The organism is Streptomyces sp. 3N207, from assembly GCF_052246355.1.
GTDB lineage: Bacteria > Actinomycetota > Actinomycetes > Streptomycetales > Streptomycetaceae > Streptomyces.
Genome location: NZ_JBQQBV010000021.1, coordinates 1 through 24,175 on the forward strand (window position 1 = coordinate 1; position 24,175 = coordinate 24,175).

Genomic DNA, 24,175 nt, shown 5'->3' on the forward strand with positions numbered 1-24,175 from the left:
CCCACCCACCCGTCACCCCGCAATCACAGTGGCGCCCCGCACCGAGCCCGGTTCGGCACCGCCGGGCTCGGTGTGGTCGGTTGCTCGCCGTTGCGGCGGAGAAAAATGGGAAACCGGCGCCTAGTCAGGTGGTCTCGGAGTCCTGCAAGGTGGTTACTTCCACCGGCGTGCCCGTTGCGCGCGACAGTTCACAGGCTTCCGCGGTCAGGAGCGCCGCGAGAGCCTCCTGACCGTCGCAGGGGTTGGGGATCTCTCCGCGGAGGGCGCGGATGAAAGCGGCAATCTCCGCCTCGTACGCAGGGCCGAACCGGTCGAGGAAGCCGGGCCAGGGTTTCTCCGGGGCCCAAGGGGCGGTCGGCTCCAGCGAGGTGAGGGGCGTGCGTGCGTCCAGGCCGACGGCGAACTGGTCCAGCTCACCTGCGAGCTCCATCCGCACGTCGTAGCCGGCCCCGTTGAGCCGCGTGGCGGTGGCAGTGCACAGGGTGCCGTCGTCCAGGGTGAGGAGCGCGGCGGCGGTGTCCACGTCGCCCGCCTCCGCGAACATGGCGGGTCCCGCGGCGGAGCCGGCCGCGTAGACGGACACGACCTCCCGGCCGGTCACCCAGCGCACCGCGTCGAAGTCGTGGACGAGACAGTCCCGGTAGAGCCCTCCCGAGTGCGGAAGGTACTCGGCGGGCGGCGGCGCCGGGTCCGAGGTGAGGGCCCGGACGGTGTGCAGCCGTCCCAGCCGCCCGGCCTGCACAGCCTCCCGCGCCGCCACGTACCCGGCGTCGAAGCGCCGCATGAAGCCGATCTGCAACAGGGTGCCCGCCGCCTCCACTTCCGCAAGTGCTTCGCGGGTGCCCGCCAGGTCCAGCGCGATGGGCTTCTCGCAGAAGGTGGGGAGTCCGCGCCGGGCCGCCGCGCGGATCAGCTCGGCGTGTGAGGCGGTCGCCGAGGCGATGACCAAGGCGTGGATGTCCAGCGAGAACAGCTCGGCGACGCTCGGCACCGAGGTGGCGTCGAGCGCGGCGGCGACCTCGACGGCGCGCATCGCGTCCGCGTCCGTGACCACCAGCTCGGTGACCTCGGGATGGGCGCTGAGCGTGCGTGCGTGCAGGGTTCCGATCCGGCCGGTGCCGATGAGTCCGATGCGCATGGCCCTACGCTGGCGCGCCGCACTCGGCGCTGTCAACGTTTTGTCTTTTCGTCCTGACAATCGAATGTACGGTTCCCGGTAGCACGGAAGAGCACTACGCTCCCCTCCGTGGCCAAGAATGATCCGGTGGACCTCCAGCTCAGTGTGGACCGTTCCAGTCCCGTCCCGCTCTACTTCCAGCTCTCCCAGCAACTCGAGAGCGCCATCGAGCAGGGAAGACTGGCACCGGGCAGCCTGCTGGGGAACGAGATCGAACTGGCGGGCCGCCTCGGGCTGTCCCGTCCCACGGTCCGGCAGGCCATCCAGTCCCTCGTCGACAAGGGGCTGTTGGTGCGCCGCCGCGGCATCGGCACGCAGGTCGTACACAGCCAGGTCAAGCGGCCCATGGAGCTGAGCAGTCTCTACGACGACCTGGAGGCGGCCGGCCAGCGCCCGGCGACCCGGGTGCTGCGGCAGGCCGTGGAGGAGGCGACGGCCGAGGTCGCCGCCGCGCTGGCGGTGCCGGAGGGCACCGAGGTGCTGCTCGTGGAGCGGCTGCGGCTGGCGCACGGCGAACCGATGGCCCATATGCGCAACCATCTGCCGGCCGACCTGCTCTCCCCGGAGCAGCGCGAGCTGGAGACGACAGGGCTCTACCGGCTGATGCGCGGGGCCGGGGTGACGCTGCACTCCGCCCGGCAGACCGTGGGCGCGCGGGTCGCCGACTCGGCCGAGGCGGAACTGCTGGGGGAGGTCGAGGGTGCTCCGCTGCTGACCATGCAGCGCACGACGTACGACGACACGGGGCGGGCCGTCGAGTACGGCTCGCACCTCTACCGCGCTTCCCGCTACTCCTTCGACTTCCAGCTGCTGGTGCGTCCTTGAGAGGTGTCCTGATGAGAGAGCCCGGCGACGGTCCCATGGACAGATCCGTTGACGGTCACCCCACTCGCCGCTACATATCCGGGGCAGGTCGGGCGGGAGCGGACCCGTCGGACGGTTTCCGGCCACCGTGGCGGATACTTGGGCGAAGGTCCAGGGCGATTCCCGACGGTGACCGTCTACCTATCCGTACCGAGAGAGCAGAACAGGTGGCCAGCGTGCAGAGGTCCCGGCGAAGGTCCCGTCCGTCCCGCAGATCCATACGCGCGGCGGGGGCCGCGCTGGCGGCGACGATCGTCGCGGCGGGTGCGCTCGCCGGATGCAGCAGCACCGGCGGCAAGCGGGCCGAGGAGGCGCGGGAGAACGCGGCCTCCGGCAAGGCCAACGTCACCACCCCGCGCTGGAAGATAGCCATGGTCACGCACTCCGGCGACGGCGACACCTACTGGGACATCGTGCAGAGCGGCGCCAAGCAGGCCGCCGCAAAGGACAACATCGAGTTCCTCTACTCGCACGACAAGGAAGCCGGCAAGCAGGCGCAGCTCGTCCAGACGGCGATCGACAAGAAGGTGGACGGCCTGATCGTCACCCTCGCCAAGCCGGACGCCATGAAGAGCGTGGTCAAGAAGGCCGTCAAGGCGGGCATTCCGGTCATCACCATCAACTCGGGCCAGGAGGTCTCGCAGGACTTCGGTGCCCTGACCCACATCGGCCAGGACGAGGTGCTGGCAGGCGAGGCCATTGGCCGCGAACTGAACAAGCGGGGCAAGAAGAAGGCCATCTGCCTGGTCCACGAGCAGGGCAACGTCGGCCACGAGCAGCGCTGCGACGGCATCGAGAAGACCTTCGACGGCAAGGTCAAGCCCCTGTTCGTGGACGGCACCAACATGCCCGGCGTGCAGTCGTCGGTGGAGGCCAAGCTCCAGTCGGACAAGAAGGTCGACGCCGTCGTCACGCTCGGCGCGCCCTTCGCGGCCACCGCGGCGCAGGCCAAGAAGAACGCCGGCAGCAAGGCCGAGATCGACACCTTCGACCTCAACGACAAGGTCGCTGCCGGGCTCAAGGACGGCACGATCGGCTTCGCCGTCGACCAGCAGCCCTACATGCAGGGGTACGAGGCCGTCGACCTGCTCTGGCTCTACCGCTACAACGCCGACATGCTCGGCGGCGGCAAGCCCGTACTCACCGGGCCGCAGATCCTCACCAAGAAGGACGCCGGCAAGCTGGAGGAGCTGACGAAGCGGGGGACCCGATGACGGTCACGACCCCGTCCGGCAACCAGGACAACCAGCCCGGCAACCAGAGCAACCAGAGCAACCAGAGCAACCAGGGCGACAAGGGCGGCAAGGCCGGCTCCGCCGCGCCTCAGGACGCCGTTCCGCTCCCGGAGAAGGCCGACGAGCGGCTGGTGCACCGGCCGTTGCCGGTGCGGCTGCTGCGACGCCCGGAGTTGGGCGCCGTGGTGGGCGCCATCGCGCTGTTCGTCTTCTTCGCGCTGGTCGCCGACAGTTTCCTGCGCCCCTCCAGCCTCTCCACGGTGCTCTACTTCTCCTCCACCCTGGGCATCATGGCGGTGCCGGTGGCGCTGCTGATGATCGGCGGCGAGTTCGACCTGTCGACCGGTGTGATGGTGACGTCCTCGGCGCTGGCCTCCTCGATGTTCAGCTACCAGATGACGGCCAACACCTGGGTGGGCGTCGGGGTCTCGCTGCTGGTCACGCTGGCGATCGGGTTCTTCAACGGCTTCATGCTCAGCCGGACGAAACTGCCCAGCTTCATCATCACGCTGGGCACCTTCCTGATGCTGACGGGCCTCAACCTCGGCCTCACCAAGCTGATCAGCGGCACCGTCACCACCAAGAGCATCAGCGACATGGAGGGCTTCGACTCGGCCAAGGCCGTCTTCGCGTCCACTCTCACCCTCGGCAGCGTCGATCTCCAGATCACCATCGTGTGGTGGCTGGCGCTGATTGCGGTGGCCACCTGGATCCTGCTGCGCACCAACGCGGGCAACTGGATCTTCGCGGTCGGCGGCGGGGTGGACGCGGCCCGCGCGGTCGGTGTCCCGGTCGCCCGTACGAAGATCGGCCTGTATCTGGGCGTCGCGTTCGCCGCCTGGATCTCCGGCCAGCATCTGCTGTTCAACTACGACACGGTCCAGTCGGGCGAGGGCGTCGGCAACGAGCTGATCTACATTGCCGCGGCCGTCATCGGCGGCTGTCTGCTGACCGGTGGCTACGGCTCCGCCGTCGGCGCGGCCGTGGGTGCCCTCATCTTCGGCATGGCCAACAAGGGCATCATCTACGCGCAGTGGGACCCGGACTGGTTCAAGTTCTTCCTCGGCGCGATGCTGCTGCTCGCGACGCTGCTGAACGCGTGGATCCGGAAGCGGGCGGAGGCGACCCGATGAGTGGGACGAGTGCTGAGACGAGCGCCGGGACGAGTGCCGCGCAGGCGGTGGACGCCGAGGCCCTTGTCGAGCTGAGCGACGTCAGCAAGTACTACGGCAACATCCGTGCCCTGGAGGGCATCTCGCTCCAGGTGCGGCCCGGCGAGATCACCTGTGTGCTCGGCGACAACGGCGCGGGCAAGTCCACCCTCATCAAGATCATCTCGGGGCTGCACCAGCACGACGCCGGCACCTTCCACATCCAGGGCGAGGAGACCCGCCTCGCCTCCCCGCGCGAGGCGCTGGACCGTGGAATCGCCACCGTCTACCAGGACCTCGCCGTCGTGCCGCTCATGCCCGTGTGGCGGAACTTCTTCCTCGGCTCCGAGCCGGTGATCGGGCGCGGGCCGCTGCGCCGGCTCGACGTCCAGCACATGCGCCGCACCACCCACAGCGAGCTGCTGCGGATGGGGATCGACCTGCGCGACGTCGACCAGCCGATCGGCACGCTCTCGGGCGGTGAGCGGCAGTCCGTCGCCATCGCGCGTGCCGTGCACTTCGGGGCGAAGGTGCTGGTGCTGGACGAGCCGACGGCCGCGCTCGGCGTGAAGCAGAGCGGTGTGGTGCTCAAGTACGTCGCCGCCGCGCGGGACGCCGGGCTGGGTGTCGTACTGATCACTCACAATCCGCACCACGCCTATCTGGTCGGGGACCGGTTCGTGCTGCTCAAGCGTGGCGCCATGGCCGGGGCCTACGAGAAGGCCGAGCTGGAGCTGGCGGAGCTGGTGCGGCAGATGGCGGGCGGCTCGGAGCTGGAGGAGCTCAGCCATGAACTGGAGCGCGGCTGAGGGGCCGGGTCCGGGCACCGGGCTCCGGGGGTCCGTAAAGGGACGGACCCCCAGCACTTGTGCGCCGGACGACGTACGGTTGATCCCTGGCAGAATCGGGCGCGCCCGTAGGACCCCTCCCAGAGAGACGACCACTCTTGAACGCGGACAGCTTTCAGCGAGCAGACAGGGTCTACCGACGGCGGACGGGCCCCAGCCCCAGCGTTCTGCGGACCGTCAGCACCCGCGAGCGGCGCTCCCACCTGTCGGCTCCCCGCGTTCCCACCGTCGGCATCGACATCGGCGGCACCAAGGTCATGGCCGGCGTCGTCGATGCCGACGGAACGATTCTGGAGAAGGTCCGCGCCGAGACGCCGGAGAAGTCCAAGAGCCCCAAGGTGGTCGAGGACACCATCGCCGAGCTGGTCCTCGACCTCTCGGACCGGCACGACGTGCACGCCGTCGGCATCGGCGCGGCGGGCTGGATCGACGCGGACCGCTCCCGGGTGCTGTTCGCGCCGCACCTCGCCTGGCGTGACGAACCCCTCAAGGACGCGCTCACGGCCCGGCTGGCCGTCCCGGTCATGGTCGACAACGACGCGAACAGCGCAGCCTGGGGCGAATGGCGGTTCGGTGCCGGACGCGGCGAGGACCATCTGGTGATGATCACGCTGGGCACCGGCATCGGCGGGGCCATCCTGGAGGACGGCCGGGTCAAGCGCGGCAAATACGGGGTGGCCGGTGAGTTCGGCCATATGCAGGTGGTGCCGGGTGGCCACCGGTGCCCCTGCGGCAACAGAGGGTGCTGGGAGCAGTACAGCTCGGGGAACGCGCTGGTGCGCGAGGCCCGGGAGCTGGCGGCTGCGGAGTCGCCCGTCGCCTACGGGATCATCGACCGGGTGGGCGGCCAGGTCGGCGACATCACGGGCCCGCTCATCACGGAGCTCGCCCGCTCCGGCGACGCCATGTGCACGGAGCTGTTCCATGAGATCGGCTCCTGGCTGGGGGTGGGCCTGGCCAACCTCGCCGCGGCGCTGGACCCGTCCTGCTTCGTGATCGGCGGCGGGGTCAGCGCGGCCGACGAACTGCTGATCGAGCCCGCCAGAGAGGCGTTCAGACGCCAGCTGACGGGACGCGGCTACCGCCCCGAGGCCCGGATAGTGAAGGCGCAGCTGGGTCCCGAGGCCGGTATGGTCGGTGCCGCGGACCTCGCCCGGCTGGTTGCCCGCCGCTTCCGGCGCGCCAACCGCCGCCGGCTGGAGCGCTACGAGCGCTACGAGCGGGCGGCGGACAACCTGCGCCGGGCCGTCGGCCAGTGACCAGGGCCGCGACGCCCGCCGTGACGACATCCACCACACCCTCTGAGACGCCCAGCGCCATGCCGCACACGGACGACAGCCCACGCCCCCACGAGCCCGCCGAACCCCGCCGGCGCCCCCCGCACCGGCCACGCCACCGCCTCGCCGTCCTGGCGATCGTGGTGCTGCTCATCGCGCTGCCGGGGGGCTACCTGGTGCAGTCCGCGTTCCAGAGCCGCTCCAGCGGCAAGGACAAAGAACGCGCGGCAGCCGCCACGAGCCTCTCCTACGCCCGGCCCCCCAAGGCCAGCCAGCGGATCTACAACGTCCCGGTGCCGGTCTCGGCGACCCGGGTGGCCTTCTACGAGGCGAACGCTTGGCAGAAGAGCACGATGTGGGTGCAGTTCCGCACCAGCCCCGAGCGGCTCCAGGAGTTCCTCGGCGACATCGGCAGCGGCAAATCCGAGTTGGAGAAGGGCGAGATCGCCATCAGCGGCAAATACGCCAGGGAGGTCGGCTGGCGCTTCGACGAGCCCCGGAGCCACTACCGGAGCGCCCGTATCGAGCAGCCCAAGAGCAAGCCCGACCTGGCGGTCACCGTCGACACGACATTCAAGAGCAGGCCCCGCGTCTACGTCGTCTCCACCACTGAGTTCTGAGTTCCGCACGACTTCTCCACACCGTCCTCGCGACCGCACAGGAACGCCCCTCACAAACGCCCCCGCGCGGTACGTTCCGAACACCGCTCGATAGCGTGAACGCGTGAGTAACGGCCGTACGAACCCCGCCCTGTCCCGAAAGCCCGCCCGAGGTGAAGCACGGTGACCCCCGCCCAGACGCTCCAGCACCGGACCGACGGACCCGACAACGCGCCCGTGCTCGTTCTCGGCCCCGCCCTCGGCACCACCTGGCACATGTGGGACCGGCAGATCCCCGAGCTGACCCGCAACTGGCGGGTCCTCCGGTTCGACCTGCCCGGACACGGCGGCTCCCCCGCGTACTCCGCCGACTCGGCGGACGCCTTCGCCGAGCGGCTGCTGGCCACCCTCGACAGGCTGGGCGTCGAACGGTTCGGCTACGTGGGCTGCTCCCTCGGCGGCGCCCTCGGCATCCAGCTCGCACTGCGGGCCCCGCAGCGCGTCACCTCGCTCGCGCTGATCTCCTCCTCGCCGCGCTTCGCCACCCCCGACAGTTGGCGGCAGCGGGGGGTCGTCATCCGCACCAACGGGCTCGACCCGATCGCCCGCACCACCCCCGAACGCTGGTTCACGCCCGGTTTCGCTGCCGCGCAGCCCGCGATCGTCGAATGGGCGGTGCAGATGGTCCGCACCACCGATCCCGGCTGCTACATCGCGGCCTGCGAGGCGCTGGCCTCCTTCGACGTGCGGGAGTCGCTGGGCCGGATAGGGGTGGGCACGCTGGTCGTCGCGGGCGCCGAGGACGAGATCACCCCGCCCGCCGAGGCCCGGGCGCTGGTCGCCGGTATCCCGGACGCCCGGCTGGCCATCGTGCCGGGCGCCTCGCATCTGACCCCCGTCGAGCAGCCCGGCGCCGTCACCGACCTGCTCATCCGGCACTTCACCACCACATGGCAGGAGTCGGCCGCCGGCCCCCCTGCCCCGGCGCCCGTCATCAGCCCCGTACCGCAGCAGGCGTCCGCCGTCGCCGAGCTGGAGTCCGGCGAGGGGTCCGCGCTGCGCACCGACGCCTACGAAGCGGGCATGAAGGTGCGCCGCGAAGTGCTCGGCGACGCCCATGTGGACCGCTCCCTGGAGGGGACCGACGACTTCACCGAGGACTTCCAGAACTTCATCACCCGGTACGCCTGGGGCGAGGTGTGGAGCCGTCCCGGCATCGACCGGCGCACCCGCTCGGTGATCACGCTCACCGCGCTGGTGGCCCGGGACCACCACGAGGAGCTGGCCTTCCATGTCCGGGCGGCGCTGCGCAACGGACTGACCCCGGACGAGATCAAGGAAGTGCTGCTCCAGACCGCGGTCTACTGCGGGGTGCCCGCAGCCGACGCCGCCTTCGCCGTCGCCCAGCGCGTGATCCGGGACGAGACAACTCCGGAGGACCGCAGAGCGGGCGAAGAGGAGAATGAGCCGCATGGGAACTGACGCGAACGACACCCCGCTGAAGCTCACCAAGCAGGGCCACTCCTGCGTCCGCCTGGAGAAGGACGGCCGTACGCTCGTCATCGACCCCGGCGGCTTCAGCGAGCAGGAGGCCGCGCTGGGCGCGGACGTGCTGCTGGTCACCCACGAGCACCCCGACCACTTCGACGAGCTGCGGCTGCGCGCCGCCATGGAGGCCAACCCTCAGGCCCGGATCTGGACCCTGCGCAGCGTCGCCGAGCAGATCTCCGGCGCCTTCCCCGGGCGCGTCCACACCGTCGGGCACGGCGACACCTTCGAGGCGGCCGGCTTCGGGATCGAGGTGCACGGCGAGCTGCACGCGGTCATCCATCCCGACATCCCGCGCATCACCAACATCGGCTTCGTGGTCGACGGTCTGGTCTTCCACCCCGGCGACGCCCTCACCGTCCCCGAGCGCCCCGTCAAGACGCTGCTGCTGCCGCTGCACGCCCCGTGGAACAAGCTCTCCGAGGTCCTCGACTACGTGCGCGCCGTCAGCCCCGCGCAGGTGTACGACATCCACGACGGCCTGCTCAACGACAACGGTCTCGCCGTCTACGGCCGGATGCTGGGCAAGGGCGGTCCGGGAACGGGTGGCGCGGCCCACAACCACCTCCACTCGGGAGAGCGTGTCCGACTGGCGCGGTAGCCTGCATGCTCCCGGGGGACGACCCCCGTGACCCCCGACGGAGTCTGCATGCGTATTGCCACCTGGAACGTCAACTCGATAACAGCCCGGCTGCCCCGCCTGACACAGTGGCTGGAGTCCGCCCAGCCCGACGTGCTGTGCTTGCAGGAGCTGAAGGTGTCCGACGACGCCTTCCCGCAGCAGGAGCTGCGCGCGCTCGGCTACGAGTCGGTCGTCAGCGCGCAGGGCCGCTGGAACGGCGTCGCCGTTCTCTCCCGCGTGGGCATCGAGGATCCAGCGCTCAGCCTGCCCGGAGCGCCCGCCTGGGAGGGCGCCGTCGAGGCCCGCGCTGCCGCCGCCACCTGCGGTGGGGTACGGGTGTGGTCGCTGTATGTGCCCAACGGGCGCGAGGTGGGGCACCCGCACTACGAGTACAAGCTGGAGTGGCTGGCGGCGCTGCGTGACGCCGCGGAGAAGTTCGCCTCCGCCGCGATGCCGTTCGCAGCGCTCGGCGATTTCAACATCGCGCCGACCGACCGTGACGTCCACGACATCGCGGAGTTCGCGGGCTCCACCCATGTGACCTCCCGCGAACGGGAGGCGCTGGCGGCGTTGGAGGCGGCGGGGGTGTCGGACGTCTATCCCCGCCCGTTGAAGTACGACGTGCCGTTCACCTACTGGGACTACCGGCAGCTGTGCTTCCCGAAGAACCGCGGTATGCGGATCGATCTCGTCTACGGGAACGAGGCGTTCACCACCGCGGTGTCGGACGCGTACGTCGACCGCGAGGCCCGCAAGGGCAAGGGCGCCTCGGACCACGCCCCGGTCGTCGTCGACCTGGAGCTGTAAGGGGGCCGTCCGCCCACCCGCCCCCCGAGCGGGGACGGGTGGGCGGACGGCCGCAGCGGTTCAGCCGGCCAGCGACCGGAGGTCGATGGACTCGGCGATGGCCCGCAGCCCCGCGTCACCGGGGTGCAGATGGTCGCCCGAGTCGTACTTCGGCAGCATCCGCGCGGGATGCGCCGGATCCCGTACGACCTGGTCGAAGTCCAGCACGGCGTCGAAGTTCCCGGCGTTCTCCCGTACGAAGGCGTTCACCTTCGTACGCTTCGCGTCGACCTCCGCCGTGCAGTCGTGATAGCCCTCGCACGGCGTGATCGTCGCAGCCATGACCCGCAGCCCGCGCTCCTTCGCCCGTGCGGAGATGGCCTTCATCCCGGCGATGACCTCCTCGGCCGAGGCGCCCCAGCGCACATCGTTTATGCCTTCGAACAGCACCACGGTGCGGGCGTTGGTCTGGGCGAGGACGTCGCGCTCCAGGCGGTGCTGGGCACTGACTCCGGCCGTGTCGGTGCTGATGCCGTCGCCGGGGTAGCGGTCGGTGACGATGCGGTTGGCGGAGATGCCGTGGTTGAGGACGCCGAACTTCGGCACGTCGTTCTGGCCCTGCAGCCGACCGGCCAGCACGTTGGGCCAGCGCCGGTTGGCGTCGGGGGTGGAGTGGTCGCCGTCCGTGATGGAGTCACCGAGAGCGACCACCGAGCCCGGGCCGCCCTTGACGTCGACGCCGGTCAGGAACGGCCACATCGTCAGGGAGCGGGTGAAGGCGGCACCGCCCGCTTCGCCCGTACGGTCACCGCTGCCGCCCTCGCTCAGATAGGAGCGCTGCTGCGTCTTGCTGTGCACCGGCGCGGCCGGGACGGGGTCCGGCAGATGGATGCTGACCAGCAGATTGGTGTCGGGGGGCACATCGAAGCCGACGGGGTCGCTGACGGCTCGGGCCCCCGCGGGGATGCGGGTTCCGGCGTGCCCGCCGTCGAAGGTGAGCGGTGTCGGGCGCCGGTGCGCGGCGGCGCCGTCCTTCTGTACGGCGATGGACGCGTGGCCGATGCGGACCGGCTCGGCGGCGAAGGTGTTCTCCAGCCGGATCCGGGCCCGGGGCCCGCCGGCGGAGGTGTGCACGACGAGCCGCAGCGTCTGGTCCTGCCACTTTCCGGTCCCGGTGTAGCCGCCGGTGCTGGCCGACCAACTGCCGGTCCAGCCGGCGGTCTCGGGACGTACGGCGATGTCGAAGACGTGCAGGTCGGCGTCGGCGCCGGGGTCCTGCGGCAGCGTGACGGAGCTGACGTCGCGACCGCGTTCGAGCGGCACGGTGACCGCGTAGAGCCGCGCCTTCTCGGTCAGCTGGTCGCCCTGCCGGGTGTTGAGATGGGGGAGGGCGACGGCCTTGGTGGCGAGCGGGCCCCCGCGCCAGTCGCCCACGGTGAGGGTGTAGCTGCTGTGGGAGCCGTCCCGGTAGCGCACGGTTCCCTTGCCGCCGGCGGCGTCGGCCGGGCCGTGCGGCGAGGTGGCGGCCACCAGGAAGGAGAGGGCGTTGCCGCGTCCGCCGACCCGTACCTGCTGTCCGTCGGCGCGTACGTTGTCGGGCCGGCCCGGGGCCCGGTCGGGCCGGCGCAGCGGGGCCGCGTCCAGGTCGAGCCGGGTACCGGGGGACCAGCCAGCGGCCTTGAGGTCCTGTGCGGAGAGGGAGCGCCCTGCGCCGTCGAAGTCGGCGGCATCGGGCTTGGCGTCATCGCTGACGGCGCGGTTGTTGTAGAGCTGATCCAGGGGGAGCGCGCGGTCGGCGGGGGTCGCGGCGGGCTGTGCTGTCTGCTGTGTGCGGTCCTGCCCGGTGGCGGTCGCCGCCAGGGTCGGAGCGGTTGCGGATACGGCGGCCACCAGGACGGTGAGGGATCTGATCCAGGTACGTCTGTGCACGTGATGCCCTCTCGTGGGACTCCATCAGCCTTGGGTGAACCTCTGATTCCATCGAGGCGGGGTGAAGTTAGAGAGGCCCTGACGCGTCGTCAAGGTGTCCGGCAGCTCAAACCGGTCAGGCTCCTTGCACAGCGCGCCTATGGTGCCCGGTGGCGGGAGAATGCCACGCTGATTACATGGACTTCCCCTTTCTGGACAACTGGCGCAAGCCCCACCCGGATGCCGAAGGGGCGGCAGCACCTACCGACCAGCTGTCGGACGGTCCGGGGAGTGCGGCGCAGCTCCTCTCCGAGTGCGAACTGCTGCGCGAGCACGCACGTGCCGCCGGTGTCGAACTCGACGACTCCGTGGAGTCCTTGGCCGCGCTGGACCAGCTGCTGCCGCACTGGCGTGAGGACCCGGAGGTCACCCCGTGGCTCGGCTCCGACGCCGGGCTCTATCTGGGGACCGTGATGGTGCGCGCCGTACCCGGCGCCCGGTGGGTGCTGTGGCCGGACGGGCAGCCGGTGGTGCGGCTGCCGTCCGGCCGGGAGGTGGATGTGCTGGAGGAGGGCGGTGCCTGGGCCGAGACGGGTTCACCGGAGCTGTCCCAGGCGTACGCGGAGGTCAGCGAGGACTGACGGTACGCCGCACGGTGTATCTGCTCACTGCGTGTCATCCCGGTAGTGACCCATTCGGCCCGATAGTTTCCACTTCCTATGGAATCGCCGCCTCGGGAATCGCTGCCCATGGAACCGCTGATCGAGCTGCGCGGAGTCAACAAGCACTACGGCGCGCTGCATGTGCTCCGGGACATCGACCTCACTGTGGGCCGCGGTGAAGTGGTCGTCGTCATCGGTCCCTCGGGCTCCGGCAAGTCGACGTTGTGCCGCACCATCAACCGGCTCGAGACGATCGGCTCCGGCACGATCACCCTGGCGGGGCACCCCCTCCCGGCGGAGGGCCGGGAGCTGGCCCGGCTGCGTACCGAAGTCGGCATGGTCTTCCAGTCCTTCAACCTCTTCGCTCACAAGACCGTGCTGGCCAATGTGGCGCTCGCGCCCGTCAAGGTGCGCGGCAAGAAGAAGGACGAGGCTCATGCGCAGGCCCGTGAGCTGCTGCGCAGGGTCGGCCTCGTCGAGCACGCGCAGAAGTACCCGGCGCAGCTTTCCGGCGGTCAGCAGCAGCGGGTGGCCATCGCACGCGCCCTGGCCATGGATCCGCAGGCGCTGCTGTTCGACGAGCCGACCTCCGCGCTGGACCCGGAGATGATCAGCGAGGTCCTGGACGTCATGCAGCAGCTCGCCCGGGACGGCATGACGATGGTCGTCGTCACCCACGAGATGGGCTTCGCCCGCTCGGCGGCCAACCGTGTGGTGTTCATGGCCGACGGCCGGATCGTCGAGGACCGCTCACCGGAAGAGTTCTTCACCGCGCCCAGCAGCGAGCGCGCCAAGGACTTCCTCTCCAAGATCCTCAAGCACTGAGAGGGGCCCCGGTCGTGCGTACGCCTGCTCCGTCGAGCCTCGTCACCCTCGTCCGCCGCGGTCTGGCCGCCGGGCTTGTGCTGGCCGCCACCGCGTGCGGGGCCTCCGGCAGCCCGCCGGCACGCGGTCCGCAGCCCGGAAAGCTGCCGCACTACACCGTCGCCAAAGGCGTCTCCCTCCCCTCGTCGCCCACCTGGGAGAGCGCCCACCAGCGCGGAAAGCTCACCGTCGGCGTCAAGGAGGACCAGCCGGGCATGGGTGAGAAGAACCCGGCCACCGGCGTCTATACGGGCTTCGATGTGGAGATCGCCAAGATGATGGCGGCCTCGCTCGGCTTCGACCCGGACAAGCAGATCGAGTACAAGGCCATCGCCTCGGCCAACCGGGAAACCGCCCTGCAGAACGGCCAGATCGACTACTACGTCGGCACCTACACCATCAACGAGGGCCGCAAAAAGCTGGTCGGCTTCGCCGGGCCCTACTACATCGCCGGGCAGCGGCTGCTGGTCCGCAGGGACGAGAAGCGGCTCAAGGGGCCGCAGGACATGGCGGGCAGGAAGATCTGCTCCGCCGTCGGCTCGACCCCGCTCCAGCGCATCCAGTCGGACTACCCGCGCGCCGAAGCCGTCGCGTACGACAGCTATGCCATCTGCGTCGACAACCTCCTCAACAACCAGGTCGACGCGGTCACCACGGACGACACCATCCTGCTGGGCTACGCGGCCAAGGACCCCCGGCGTCTGAAGGTCGTCGGCAAGGCGTTCTCCAAGGAGCCGTACGGGATCGGCGTACCCCGCCAGGACCGCGCGCTGGCCGGGGCGCTGGACAAGGCCGTCACCGCACGCGAGAAGAACGGCGACTGGAAGCGGGCCTACGACGCCACCCTCGGACTCTCCGGCCGCCCGGCCCCGAAGCCGCCCCGCGTCGACCCGGCGCTGACGCGCTGAGGAGCTGCCGGGCCGACGAGCGCCGGGCTGCCGAACTGCCGAGCTGAGAGGAACGCGAACGGCTCCATGGACGTACTGACAGAGAACTTCTCCCTCTACGGCGAGGGCTTCTGGGGGACCGTAAAGCTGACCGTCTACTCCTCCCTGCTGGCTCTCGCGCTGGGCGTGGCGATGGCGGGGTTCCGGGTGGCGCCGGTGCGGGCCCTGCGCGTGGTGGGCACCACGTGGGTGACGGTGCTGCGCAACACCCCGCTGACGCTGCTGTTCTTCGCGATGCTGCTGGGGCTGCCCCGCTTCGGGGTCGCGCTGCCGTTCGAACTGTTCGCCGTGCTGGCGCTGGGCTGCTACACCTCGTCGTTCATCTGTGAGGCGGTGCGCTCCGGGATCAACACCGTGCCGGTCGGCCAGGGGGAGGCGGCCCGCAGTCTGGGGATGACCTTCGGCCAGACGCTGGGCACGGTGGTGCTGCCGCAGGCGTTCCGCAGCGTCATCGCGCCGATCGGCTCCACCCTGATCGCGCTCGCCAAGAACTCCGCGATCGCCGGCTCCTTCAGCGTCGTCGAACTGCTGAGCACCTACAAGACGCTCAGTGAGAACGGCTACAGCGTCATCTGGAGCTTCGTGTGGATCGCGGTGGGCTATCTGATCCTGACGCTGGCGATCAGCGCCCTCTTCCACGCGATGGAACGGCGCTGGGGGGTGGCCCGATGAGCCTCACCACACGCAGCCCGAAGCGTGCGCCGCGTACCGGCCAGGAGGCGCCCTCTGCGCTCTACGACATCCCCGGGCCCAAGGCGCGGGCGCGGCACCTGGGCTACGGAATCGTCGCCGGACTCGCCCTCCTCGCGCTGGTGGCGTGGGTGATTCATCTCCTTGTCGATACCGGGCAGTTCGCCTACGTCAAATGGCGGCCGTTCGGTTACGAGGGCGTACAGGAGCTGCTGCTGCGTGGCCTCGGCAACACCCTGAAGGCGTTCGCGTTCGCCGCCGTGCTGGCCCTGGCGCTGGGCGCCGTGCTGGCCGCCGGACGGCTTTCCGAGCACCGGCCGGTGCGCTGGTTGAGCACCCTGCTGGTGGAGTTCTTCCGGGCCATGCCCGTGCTGGTCATGATCTTCTTCGTCTTCGTGGCCCTGGAGGTCCAGCCGCTGCCCGCGCTGGTGACCGGGCTGACCCTCTACAACGGCTCCGTGCTCGCGGAGGTCTTCCGCTCCGGTGTGGTCTCCGTCGACCGCGGCCAGCGGGAGGCCGCCTACGCGCTCGGCATGCGCAAGACCCAGGTCATGGTGTACGTGCTGGTGCCGCAGGCGGTGCGGGCCATGCTGCCGACGATCATCAGCCAGCTCGTCGTCGCCCTGAAGGACACCTCGCTCGGCTTTCTGATCACGTACGAGGAGTTCCTGCACGCCGGGCGGCTGATCGCCATCAACATGGACTACACGATGCCGTTCATTCCCGTGGTGATCGTGATCTCGGCGATCTACATCGGGCTGTGCATGCTGCTGTCGTGGTTCGCCAACTGGGTCGCCCGGCGCGAGCGCGGCAACGTCAAGAACGAGGCCGTCTCCGTGGCCCCGCCCGAAGCCGCACCCACCATGCCGGGCACTCGCCTGTGAGGGCCCCCAGGCTCACGCCGGGGCCGTGGTGGCCGCGCGGGTCACATCGGCGACCAGCTCGACCACATCGGGTCCGTACGCCTCCGAGTTGTTGACCTTCAACAGCAGACAGAAGTCCCCCTTCCGCCCGTGCTGCCGGGCCAGCCGCGCATGGTGCCGCACCAGGTAGCGCGCGGCCGCCTGGTTGGTGACGGACCGTTGCCCGCAGATCAGGAAGACGGGCCGCGCTTCGGCCCGGTCCTGGCCCCCGGTCAGCCGGGCCAGCAGCACATGCTCGACGGCGCCCTTCTCCGCCCGGTAGCGCTCGCCGCCGACAGCGAAGACGGGCGGGATCTCCCCGTCGGTGAGCACCGAGAACCCCGGCAGCAGCGCACCCAGATGTGCGGCCATCCGCCGGTTGGAGACCGGCCCTCCCAGGCAGAACTCGGTGCGCTCGCCGAACCCCTGCCGTGTGGCGTCATGCGCGACGACATCCACCCTGGCACCGCAGTCCTTGATGAGCGCGGACAGCTCCAGCAGCGCGAACACGTCGTTCGGGGCCACCGACCATTCGCTGATGCCCGGATCCCGGTTGACCACCAGCAGGCACGAGGAGTTCTCCGGCAGCCCGAAGAAGCGCTGCTTGCGGCGGAGTTTGCGGCGCCACAAGGAGGTGCGGGCCAGCCAGCCCGCCGTTGCCGTGATCGCGGCGGCGACCAGGCCGAGCACGATCTCCCGCAGGTTCTCGTCCATGACGCCGCAGCGTAGGCCCTCCCCGGCGGCGCGGGCCGACCGGGTGACGGCACCCCCTCCCGCTGCAGGGTGCTGACGCAGCCGCGTCAACCGCATTACGCTGCGCGGATCACGCGTTGTCCCGCGGAGCACGCACGAAGGAGGCCCCCGCATGACGCCCTCTCCCGAAAGCCCTCCACCGATCCCGGAGGACCCGTCTGCGAGCACCGCGGGGCGGGGCACCCCCTCCCGGCGGCGGCGTACGGCGCGGCGCCTCATCGCTGTGCTCGGCAGCGGGGCCGTGGTGGCGGGTCTCATGGGTGCCACTGCTCCGGCGCGCACCACCGCAGGACAGGACCCCGCGGGGCACGGCGGCCCGCCCGCCAAGTCGCCGGTGGCGACGGGCTACGGAGGCGCCGTGTCCAGCGTCGACCCCGACGCGTCCGCAGCCGGCATCGAGGTGCTCAAGAACGGCGGCACGGCCGCCGACGCGGCCGTGGCCACGGCCGCGGCCCTCGGCGTGACGGAGCCGTACTCGGCGGGTGTCGGTGGCGGCGGATACCTCGTGTACTACGACGCGTCCGACCGCAAGGTGCACACCATCGACGGCCGGGAGACCGCCCCGCTCAGCGCGGACAAGAACCTGCTCACGGAGAACGGCAAGGCCATCCCGTTCGACCAGGCGGTCACCAGCGGCCTCGGCGTGGGCACGCCGGGCACCCCGGCCACCTGGGAGAAGGCGCTCCGCGCCTACGGCAACAAGTCGCTCGCGCAGACCCTGCGGCCCGCCACCAAGCTGGCGCAGCGCGGCTTCACGGTCGATGAGACCTTCCGTAAGCAGACCGCGGAGAACGAGGACCGCTTCCGCGACTTCCCCGCGACAGCGGACCTGTTCCTGCCGGGCGGCAAGCTGCCCGAGGTCGGCTCCACCCTCAAGAACCCCGATCTGGCCCGCACCTACCAGGAGCTCTCCCACAAGGGCACCAAGGCGCTCTACCACGGCGAACTGGGCCGCGACGTCGTACGGACGGTGCGCAAGCCTCCCGTGGCGAAGGGCGCGGACCGCACGGTGCGGCCCGGCGACATGACAGCGAAGGACCTGCGCGCCTATCGGGCGCTGTCCCAGCAGCCGACCCGTACCGACTACCGGGGCCTGGACGTGTACGGCATGGCGCCCTCCTCCTCCGGCGGCACCACCGTCGCCGAGGCGCTCAACATTCTCGAACGCAGCGATCTGGGCTCCCTCAGCGAGAAGAAGTACCTGCACCGCTATCTGGAGGCGAGCCGTATCGCGTTCGCCGACCGCGGCCGCTGGGTGGGTGACCCCGCGCAGGAGGACGTACCGACCGAGGGGCTGACCTCGCAGCGGTTCGCGGACTCCCGCGCGTGTCTGATCGACGACGACAAGGTCCTCAAGAGCCCGGTCGCACCGGGCGACCCGCGCGACCCGAAGGAGTGCGAGCGCGGCGACAAGGACCAAGCGGCACCCACCACGTACGAGGGGCCGAACACCACCCATCTCACCGTCGCCGACAAATGGGGCAACGTCGCCGCGTACACCCTCACCATCGAGCAGACGGGCGGCAGCGGCATCACCGTCCCCGGCCGCGGCTTCCTGCTCAACAACGAGCTGACCGACTTCTCCTTCGTGCCCGTCGCCCCCGGTGTCCACGACCCGAACCTGCCCGGGCCGGGTAAGCGTCCGCGCTCCTCGATGTCGCCGACCGTGGTCCTGAAGCACGGCAAGCCGGTCGTCGCGCTGGGCTCGCCGGGCGGCTCGACGATCATCACGACGGTGCTGCAGACCCTCACCAACCACCTCGATCGCGGGATGCCGCTGGTCGACGCCATCGCGGCACCCCGGGCCAGTCAGCGCAATGCCGCGCAGACCGAGGCGGAACCCAAGCTGATGGACAGCAAGGTGCGCCGCGAACTGGAGGCGCTGGGGCACTCGTTCAAGGCGAACCCGGAGATCGGCGCCGCCACGGGCGTACAGCGGCTCGGGGACGGACGATGGCGTGCCGCGGCCGAGCGGGAGCGCCGAGGTGGCGGTTCGGCGCTGGTCGTCCGTCCGACGGGAAGCTGACCAGCAAGAACACACCGGCCGGACCCGTCGCCCAGCACCGGCGGCGGGTCCGGCCGGCCTCCTCCTGGAGGGCCGCTCACTCTCCGCCCGGCGCGGTGCGGTAGCGCAGGAAGACCATGCCGTTGCCGAACCGGCGCTCCGCCAGCAGCTCCAGGCGTGCGCGTACGCCGTCGGGGAAGTGCCGCTTGCCGCCGCCGATCACTACGGGCACCAGGAAGAGCTGCCACTCGTCCACCAGCCCGGCGCGGACCGCGTGTGCGGCCAGTTCCGGACCGCCGACGAGCAGATCCCGCTCGGCCGTCCGTTTCATCGCCCGTACGGCCTCCGGGTCGAACTCCCGCTCCAGCCGGGTCCGGGAGGTGGAGACCCGCTCCAGCGTCCGTGAGTACACCACCTTGTCCGCCGCCTGCCACAACTCGGCGAAGTCCCGCATCTCCGCCGGGGCGTCCGGCGCCGGGGGCTCGGTCTCCCAGCCGGTCATCAGCTCGTACGTCCGGCGGCCGTAGAGGTGGGTGCCACAGGCGCGGGTGAGCTCGTTGATGAAGGCGTGCACCTCCGCGTCGGGCACGGCCCAGTCGAACCGGCCCTCCTCGTCCGCGATGTAGCCGTCGAGCGAGAGCAGTGCCGTATAGATCAAGCCGGCCATGGGAGCTCCTTTCGGGGGCTGGGCGTGCTGCCCGGTTGCTGCCGGTGGGGGTGTCCGCGGTCCGCGGTGCGCCGGAGCGCCAGTCTGCCGCTTCACTGCCGCTGCCGCGCGGTGCCGGACGCTCCGGCCGCGCCTCCCTGCAAAGAGCCGGCCGGACACCCCGCACAGGAGGGACCGCACACCACTGCGACCAGCGCTGTGTTTCACCGCGTCCGATGCCACGGTTGCTCCGTCGCCCTCCCGCTCAACTGGTCGAAGACCACCTGGCGGCCGTCGGTCGGGTGCGGGCTGCGCGCGAGCAGACCGCGGTGACCTCCGCCGCGGTCTCCGCGCAGTCGACGGTCCGGGTACGTTCCCGATCCGTGCCCGGCATACTTCGACCGTATGACTTCGACAGGTGAACTTGCCAGTTTCCCTGTCGAATTGGGCGGGAGAGGGCGAGGCGCGGCCGTCTGGCCGTACCGCGCATGGTTGCTACCTGATCACAGGCCGTACGATCGCTCTTCATCAGCTGAGTGACGGCCCATGGAGGCCGAACGGACCGGGGGAGAGGGCATGAAGTCCCTGCGTGCGGACGACCCTGAACGCATCGGCGACTATCGGCTGCTGGGCCGGCTCGGCGAGGGCGGGATGGGCAGCGTGTACCTCGCCCAGTCCCCGCGCGGCCGCACCGTCGCGGTCAAGCTGGTGCGGCGGGAGCTGTCCGAGGACACCGAGTTCCGGCACCGCTTCGAGCAGGAGGTCAGCGCGGCGCGCCAAGTCGGCGGCGAGTGGACGGCTCCGGTGCTGGACGCGGACACCGAGGCCGATCCGCCGTGGCTCGCCACCGGTTACATCCCGGGCATCACGCTGTACGAGGCCGTCGCGGGGCGTAAGACGCCGCTGCCCGTACGCACCCTGCGGATCCTCGCCAACCGGCTCGCCCTGGCGCTGGGCGCCGTACACGAGGCCGGGCTGATCCACCGCGATGTGAAACCGTCGAACATCCTGGTCACCATCGACGGGCCGCGTGTCATCGACTTCGGCATCGCCCGTGCCATGGAGACCGTCGCGGACGCCCAACTGACCAGGACGGGCGCCGTCGTCGGCTCGCCCGGCTTCATGTCGCCCGAGCAGGTACGCGGCGACCGGCTGACCGAAGCCAGCGACATCTTCTCCCTCGGCTCCGTACTGACCTTCGCCGCGACCGGGCGTGCGCCCTTCGAGCGCACCGGTGTCGCCGGGCATGTGCAGATGTACCGCATCACCCAGGAGGAGCCCGATCTGGAGGGCGTTCCCGAGGAGTTGCGGGACCTGGTCGCCGCGTGCCTGGCCAAGGACGTCGCGGAGCGGCCGGGGCTGCCGGAGATCCTGGACCGTACGGCGGACCCGGAGGACGAGCCCGGTCCTGGCGGGTCCGGCTCCGAGGCCGCCGAGCCCTGGCTGCCGGGCGGCCTGGTCGCCGAGCTCGGCCGGCACGCGGCACGGCTGCTGGACGCCGAGGTCCCCGGCGCCCAGGCAGCAGCGGACCGTGCGGCCGAGGCCCCCGCGGTCCCGCCCCGCCCCGGTGCGGAGCCCTCGCTGCCGGGCAAGCAGCTCACCCCGGAAGCGGAAGCGGAGACGCCGTCGGAGACTCCGCCCGAGAACTCGCCGGAGTCTTTGTCGGACACCCCACCAGCGGGCACCGGCACGGCAGGTGCCCCGGAGGCGCCCGGAGAACAGGCGCCGCCGCCCCCGCCCGGCGGGCCGGAGATGCACGGCATGGCGACCGTCACCGGAGCCGCGGCACTCAGCACCCCGCCCTCCGGCCAGTGGGCGCCGCCCCCCGGCCCGCCCGCAGCACAGGGTGGGCCGGCGCCGCAGCCGACGTACGCGGTGCACGGTCCGGCAGCGGCGTCGGCGCCGAGCCCCGAACGCCCGCACCGGCGCGGGATGTTGCTCGGGGCGCTCGGCGTCGTGCTGGCGCTGGTCTCGGGCGTCGGGACCTTCGTCGCGCTGCGCGTGTACGACACGGGCGGTGAGGACGCCAAACAGTCCGGCCCCCAGGCGAAGTCGTCGCCCGGAGCCGACAGCGACACATCCGAGAAACCGTCCCCCAAGGACATCAGCAGCCCGGCCCCCGGCGGCGCACTGCCCAAGGGGTATCTGGGCGCCTGGCAGGGCAGCGTCCAGGACGCCGACGGCTCCACGATCACCCGGCGGTTCGAGATCCGGCAGGGCGAGGAGGGCGAGGTCGTCGCCAGGACCATCAACCTTCGTGCCGACATGATGTGCGAGGGGGAGGCGACGCTGGTGGCGTTCGACGGGGGTGACGAGGGGCTGCGGATCACCAGCCGGATCACCGACAGCCACCCCGCGTCCGAGCCGTGCTCCCCGTACAAGGAGCAGACGCTGAAGCTGCGGTCCGACGGCACCCTCTCCTGGATCTACCCGGCAAGCTCCCTCTCGGCGACGCTTCGCAAAGTGGGCGACCCGGCAACTCCGGTGCCCTCCCGCATGGTGGGCGAGTGGAAGGGGGCCAACCCCCAGGGCGAGGAGCGGACCCTCACCCTCCACCGGGGCCGGGCCGGCACCGCCACCGTGCGGGTGAGCGGCGAGTACGCGGGCGACAGCTGCGAGTGGGAGTACACGCTCGGCGGCGCGGACGGGGAGACCCTGCTGTACGGCCCGGACAGGGTCGTCGAGTCCGCTTCGGGCCCGGGCTGCACGTCCTCCACCGCCTCGCTGATGATCAGTGCGATCAGCAACGAGGAGATCCGCGTTGCGCGCTTCAGCAATCCTGAGGACGATCCGCGCGTGTACCGCCGGGCCGGCTCGGACTAGGCCAGGGCCGCGGGCTCAGCGCCCCTCGCGTGTCGGCACTGTCAGCCGGGAGGGGTCTCCCTCAGGCGACGTGAACTCCAGCCGCCCGCCGTCCGGGTTGTACTCCGCGTACAGCGGGTCGACGGTGTCGAGGACGACGGCGAGCCGGTGGCCCTTGGGCACGTCGTACGCGGTGGAGAACAGCTCCAGGTCCACGGCGAACGGCTTGCCGGGGGTGCGGTCGTGGAAGGTGTGGGGGGCGTGGCTGATCAGCTTGCCGGTGCCGAGAGGGCCGACATCGTAGAGGTAGGCGTAGTAGGTACCGCTCTCCTTGTCGCTGGTCACCGTCGTGTGCAGCTTCGGCGTGCCGCGTACCGGAGTGTCCTGCGCATAACGCTCGGACTGCCACACGGCGGCGCGGGAGCGGGGGAGCAGCGGTACGGAGACGAGCGGCGGCAGCTTCAGGAACTGGTCGAGGATGCCGGTCAGGAAGATGGTGCCGCCGTCGGCGCCGGAGTTCTTGCCGGTGGCCAGCTCCTTCGTTCCGCTCAGTGACACGGTGCGGTTGCCGGAGGGGACGTCCTTCCAGCTCTTGTAGCCCTCGTAGCCGCCACTGATCGGGGTCTCCCCTGCTCGAGCGGACCCGAGAGCTTGGGAACGGGACTTGAGCTGTACGGGGGCTTCGGTGTCGATGCCGTTGTCCTCGCCCTTGAGGTAGCGATCGAACCAGCGGTGCGCGTGCGACCAGGTGTCGTTGGGGAGCCCGAGCAGGCCGGTCGCCTCGGCGGTCGCATGGTCGCCCGGACGGAACTCCAGCCGCTTGGGGCCGCGCAGCTTCTCGTAGAAGTCGGCGTACTGGTTGGGCGGGAAGATCGAGTCGTTCCAGGCGTTGCCGAGCATGACGGCGGTGCCGTTGGCGTTGATCTTGTCCAGATAGGTGGCGGGGGAGCGCTTCTTGCCCCACGCGATCATCTCATCCTCCTTGTCCAGGTTGGAGGCGAGGAAGTTCTTCATGATCTCCCGCAGTTCGGGACTCGGACGCCCGGTGAGCTCACCCGAGGCGCCGAGCATCCCGGCTGCCTGGAGGTGCTGGGTGCGGCCGCTGTAGATGGCGCCGATCAGATCGGCCCAGCCGCTGAGCGCGGTGACGGCCTTGATCCGCGGATCGTGTCCGGCTGCCAGCAGACTGATACCGGCGCCGTAGGAGACGCCGCCCATGCCGATCCGGTCCTTGTCGGCGGGGGTGTGGGCCAGCGCCCAGTCGATGACGCGGGAGGCGTCGGCGACATCCTTCGGCCCGGCGGTCTCGATCTGGCCGCCCGACTGCCAGAAGCCGCGGGAGTTGTAACTGACCACCACATAGCCGGAGTCGGCGAGCTTCTGGGCCTGCGCGAGGTACTCGATCTGCGGGCTGGCCCAGCTGGTGGGCAGCACGATCAGCGGGTACGTGCGGGCCGAGTCCTTGGCCGCCCCCTCGGGGAGGAGCACATTGCCCTTGAGGGTGATTCCGCCGTCGCCCTTGACGTCGACGAAGTCCACGCCCGAGGTGGCCGTTGCCGCTGCCTCGGCGGGCTGCGCCGTCGCGGCCGGTACGACGGCGAGACCCGTGGCAGCGAGTGTCCCGGAGAGCAGGACGGCAGCCGTACGAACGTGCCCTGAGGTGGGGGAGGGGCGCATGCGCAGCTCCAGGTGTCGAGGGTGACCCAGGGGTGGGGGTGAAAGTGACTGGAGAGTAAGCACATTGGGCTACCGGGGGTAACCCGTCGGTAGGTTACGGACCAGTAAAGAGGTGAGCCGCTCGCCGCTCCGTACGGGTTCTTGTCAGGCGGGGAGAGGGGACTTACGGTCTCAACCTCACGTATATCTACGCGTGTCGAACAGGCTGCCGC

At 70.6% G+C, this 24,175-nt stretch carries 21 protein-coding genes; 16 read left to right on the forward strand and 5 right to left on the reverse strand.

What is annotated here, in order from left to right; all coding sequences use genetic code 11:
- Positions 1–124: 124 nt before the first annotated feature.
- A complete protein-coding gene (locus ACTWP9_RS27505) occupies positions 125–1,138 on the reverse strand; it encodes a Gfo/Idh/MocA family protein (protein WP_443248982.1) in 1,014 nt (337 codons plus the stop codon).
- Between the two features lie 144 nt (positions 1,139–1,282).
- Between ACTWP9_RS27505 and ACTWP9_RS27510 the strand changes: the two genes are divergently transcribed.
- From ACTWP9_RS27510 to ACTWP9_RS27550, 9 genes are all read left to right on the forward strand, one after another.
- On the forward strand, positions 1,283–2,002 hold the full coding sequence (locus ACTWP9_RS27510; protein ID WP_443249081.1) for a GntR family transcriptional regulator: 720 nt from the start codon (positions 1,283–1,285) through the stop codon (positions 2,000–2,002).
- A 215-nt stretch (positions 2,003–2,217) separates the two neighbouring features.
- Positions 2,218–3,255: a sugar ABC transporter substrate-binding protein gene (locus tag ACTWP9_RS27515; protein ID WP_443249082.1), complete on the forward strand. Its 1,038-nt coding sequence runs from the start codon at positions 2,218–2,220 to the stop codon at positions 3,253–3,255.
- Positions 3,252–4,409, forward strand: a complete 1,158-nt coding sequence (locus tag ACTWP9_RS27520; RefSeq protein WP_443248983.1) for an ABC transporter permease — start codon at positions 3,252–3,254, stop codon at positions 4,407–4,409. Before ACTWP9_RS27515 ends, ACTWP9_RS27520 begins: the two co-directional genes overlap by 4 nt.
- On the forward strand, positions 4,406–5,236 hold the full coding sequence (locus tag ACTWP9_RS27525) for an ATP-binding cassette domain-containing protein (protein WP_443248984.1): 831 nt from the start codon (positions 4,406–4,408) through the stop codon (positions 5,234–5,236). Before ACTWP9_RS27520 ends, ACTWP9_RS27525 begins: the two co-directional genes overlap by 4 nt.
- 206 nt (positions 5,237–5,442) lie before the next feature.
- The gene (locus ACTWP9_RS27530; protein WP_443249083.1) at positions 5,443–6,534 is read left to right on the forward strand and encodes an ROK family glucokinase; all 1,092 of its coding nucleotides are present in this window, start codon (positions 5,443–5,445) and stop codon (positions 6,532–6,534) included.
- A 59-nt stretch (positions 6,535–6,593) separates the two neighbouring features.
- Complete coding sequence (locus ACTWP9_RS27535; RefSeq protein ID WP_443248985.1) at positions 6,594–7,172, forward strand: hypothetical protein; 579 nt, start codon at positions 6,594–6,596, stop codon at positions 7,170–7,172.
- A gap of 162 nt (positions 7,173–7,334) precedes the next feature.
- The gene (gene pcaDC, locus ACTWP9_RS27540; RefSeq protein WP_443248986.1) at positions 7,335–8,633 is read left to right on the forward strand and encodes a bifunctional 3-oxoadipate enol-lactonase/4-carboxymuconolactone decarboxylase PcaDC; all 1,299 of its coding nucleotides are present in this window, start codon (positions 7,335–7,337) and stop codon (positions 8,631–8,633) included.
- Positions 8,623–9,300: an MBL fold metallo-hydrolase gene (locus tag ACTWP9_RS27545; RefSeq protein ID WP_443248987.1), complete on the forward strand. Its 678-nt coding sequence runs from the start codon at positions 8,623–8,625 to the stop codon at positions 9,298–9,300. Before pcaDC ends, ACTWP9_RS27545 begins: the two co-directional genes overlap by 11 nt.
- Before the next feature lie 48 nt (positions 9,301–9,348).
- Positions 9,349–10,128 (forward strand): exodeoxyribonuclease III, encoded by a 780-nt coding sequence (locus ACTWP9_RS27550; RefSeq protein WP_443248988.1) that lies wholly within the window; start codon positions 9,349–9,351, stop codon positions 10,126–10,128.
- A gap of 60 nt (positions 10,129–10,188) precedes the next feature.
- Here the strand turns inward: ACTWP9_RS27550 and ACTWP9_RS27555 are convergent, their stop codons facing one another.
- On the reverse strand, positions 10,189–12,036 hold the full coding sequence (locus ACTWP9_RS27555; RefSeq protein WP_443248989.1) for a GDSL-type esterase/lipase family protein: 1,848 nt from the start codon (positions 12,034–12,036) through the stop codon (positions 10,189–10,191).
- 176 nt (positions 12,037–12,212) lie between these two features.
- Between ACTWP9_RS27555 and ACTWP9_RS27560 the strand changes: the two genes are divergently transcribed.
- The 5 genes from ACTWP9_RS27560 to ACTWP9_RS27580 all read left to right on the forward strand — a co-directional run bounded on the left by ACTWP9_RS27560 (position 12,213) and on the right by ACTWP9_RS27580 (position 16,062).
- Complete coding sequence (locus ACTWP9_RS27560; RefSeq protein WP_443248990.1) at positions 12,213–12,656, forward strand: DUF6278 family protein; 444 nt, start codon at positions 12,213–12,215, stop codon at positions 12,654–12,656.
- 108 nt (positions 12,657–12,764) lie between these two features.
- Positions 12,765–13,502 carry an amino acid ABC transporter ATP-binding protein gene (locus ACTWP9_RS27565; protein ID WP_443248991.1) on the forward strand — a complete coding sequence of 246 codons (738 nt, stop codon included), beginning with the start codon at positions 12,765–12,767 and terminating at the stop codon, positions 13,500–13,502.
- A 14-nt stretch (positions 13,503–13,516) separates the two neighbouring features.
- On the forward strand, positions 13,517–14,449 hold the full coding sequence (locus ACTWP9_RS27570; RefSeq protein WP_443248992.1) for a glutamate ABC transporter substrate-binding protein: 933 nt from the start codon (positions 13,517–13,519) through the stop codon (positions 14,447–14,449).
- A 66-nt stretch (positions 14,450–14,515) separates the two neighbouring features.
- Positions 14,516–15,160, forward strand: a complete 645-nt coding sequence (locus ACTWP9_RS27575) for an amino acid ABC transporter permease (protein WP_443248993.1) — start codon at positions 14,516–14,518, stop codon at positions 15,158–15,160.
- On the forward strand, positions 15,157–16,062 hold the full coding sequence (locus ACTWP9_RS27580) for an amino acid ABC transporter permease (protein WP_443248994.1): 906 nt from the start codon (positions 15,157–15,159) through the stop codon (positions 16,060–16,062). The genes ACTWP9_RS27575 and ACTWP9_RS27580 overlap by 4 nt, the downstream gene beginning before the upstream one ends.
- A 12-nt stretch (positions 16,063–16,074) precedes the next feature.
- Here the strand turns inward: ACTWP9_RS27580 and ACTWP9_RS27585 are convergent, their stop codons facing one another.
- Entirely contained in the window at positions 16,075–16,794 is a 720-nt protein-coding gene (locus ACTWP9_RS27585; RefSeq protein WP_443248995.1) for a hypothetical protein, read from the reverse strand.
- 295 nt (positions 16,795–17,089) lie between these two features.
- Between ACTWP9_RS27585 and ggt the strand changes: the two genes are divergently transcribed.
- Positions 17,090–18,859, forward strand: coding sequence for a gamma-glutamyltransferase (ggt, locus tag ACTWP9_RS27590; protein ID WP_443249084.1), 1,770 nt, complete (start codon positions 17,090–17,092; stop codon positions 18,857–18,859).
- A 76-nt stretch (positions 18,860–18,935) separates the two neighbouring features.
- Here ggt and ACTWP9_RS27595 read toward each other — a convergent pair whose 3' ends face one another.
- The gene (locus ACTWP9_RS27595; protein WP_443248996.1) at positions 18,936–19,505 is read right to left on the reverse strand and encodes a dihydrofolate reductase family protein; all 570 of its coding nucleotides are present in this window, start codon (positions 19,503–19,505) and stop codon (positions 18,936–18,938) included.
- A gap of 555 nt (positions 19,506–20,060) precedes the next feature.
- Between ACTWP9_RS27595 and ACTWP9_RS27600 the strand changes: the two genes are divergently transcribed.
- Positions 20,061–22,307 carry a serine/threonine-protein kinase gene (locus ACTWP9_RS27600; RefSeq protein WP_443248997.1) on the forward strand — a complete coding sequence of 749 codons (2,247 nt, stop codon included), beginning with the start codon at positions 20,061–20,063 and terminating at the stop codon, positions 22,305–22,307.
- 15 nt (positions 22,308–22,322) lie between these two features.
- Here ACTWP9_RS27600 and ACTWP9_RS27605 read toward each other — a convergent pair whose 3' ends face one another.
- A complete protein-coding gene (locus tag ACTWP9_RS27605; RefSeq protein WP_443248998.1) occupies positions 22,323–23,963 on the reverse strand; it encodes a CocE/NonD family hydrolase in 1,641 nt (546 codons plus the stop codon).
- Between the last annotated feature and the right edge of the window lie 212 nt (positions 23,964–24,175).

Bases quoted from the DNA above. Each gene is read 5' to 3' on its own strand.
- ACTWP9_RS27525 (WP_443248984.1), top strand. From the start codon at position 4,406: ATGAGTGGGACGAGTGCTGAGACGAGCGCCGGGACGAGTGCCGCGCAG.
- ACTWP9_RS27585 (WP_443248995.1), bottom strand. From the start codon at position 16,794: ATGGACGAGAACCTGCGGGAGATCGTGCTCGGCCTGGTCGCCGCCGCG.
- ACTWP9_RS27595 (WP_443248996.1), bottom strand. From the start codon at position 19,505: ATGGCCGGCTTGATCTATACGGCACTGCTCTCGCTCGACGGCTACATC.
- ACTWP9_RS27535 (WP_443248985.1), top strand. From the start codon at position 6,594: ATGCCGCACACGGACGACAGCCCACGCCCCCACGAGCCCGCCGAACCC.
- ACTWP9_RS27580 (WP_443248994.1), top strand. From the start codon at position 15,157: ATGAGCCTCACCACACGCAGCCCGAAGCGTGCGCCGCGTACCGGCCAG.
- ACTWP9_RS27565 (WP_443248991.1), top strand. From the start codon at position 12,765: ATGGAACCGCTGATCGAGCTGCGCGGAGTCAACAAGCACTACGGCGCG.
- ACTWP9_RS27605 (WP_443248998.1), bottom strand. From the start codon at position 23,963: ATGCGCCCCTCCCCCACCTCAGGGCACGTTCGTACGGCTGCCGTCCTG.
- ACTWP9_RS27560 (WP_443248990.1), top strand. From the start codon at position 12,213: ATGGACTTCCCCTTTCTGGACAACTGGCGCAAGCCCCACCCGGATGCC.
- ACTWP9_RS27505 (WP_443248982.1), bottom strand. From the start codon at position 1,138: ATGCGCATCGGACTCATCGGCACCGGCCGGATCGGAACCCTGCACGCA.
- ACTWP9_RS27545 (WP_443248987.1), top strand. From the start codon at position 8,623: ATGGGAACTGACGCGAACGACACCCCGCTGAAGCTCACCAAGCAGGGC.
- ACTWP9_RS27550 (WP_443248988.1), top strand. From the start codon at position 9,349: ATGCGTATTGCCACCTGGAACGTCAACTCGATAACAGCCCGGCTGCCC.
- ACTWP9_RS27520 (WP_443248983.1), top strand. From the start codon at position 3,252: ATGACGGTCACGACCCCGTCCGGCAACCAGGACAACCAGCCCGGCAAC.
- ggt (WP_443249084.1), top strand. From the start codon at position 17,090: ATGGGTGCCACTGCTCCGGCGCGCACCACCGCAGGACAGGACCCCGCG.
- ACTWP9_RS27600 (WP_443248997.1), top strand. From the start codon at position 20,061: ATGAAGTCCCTGCGTGCGGACGACCCTGAACGCATCGGCGACTATCGG.
- ACTWP9_RS27575 (WP_443248993.1), top strand. From the start codon at position 14,516: ATGGACGTACTGACAGAGAACTTCTCCCTCTACGGCGAGGGCTTCTGG.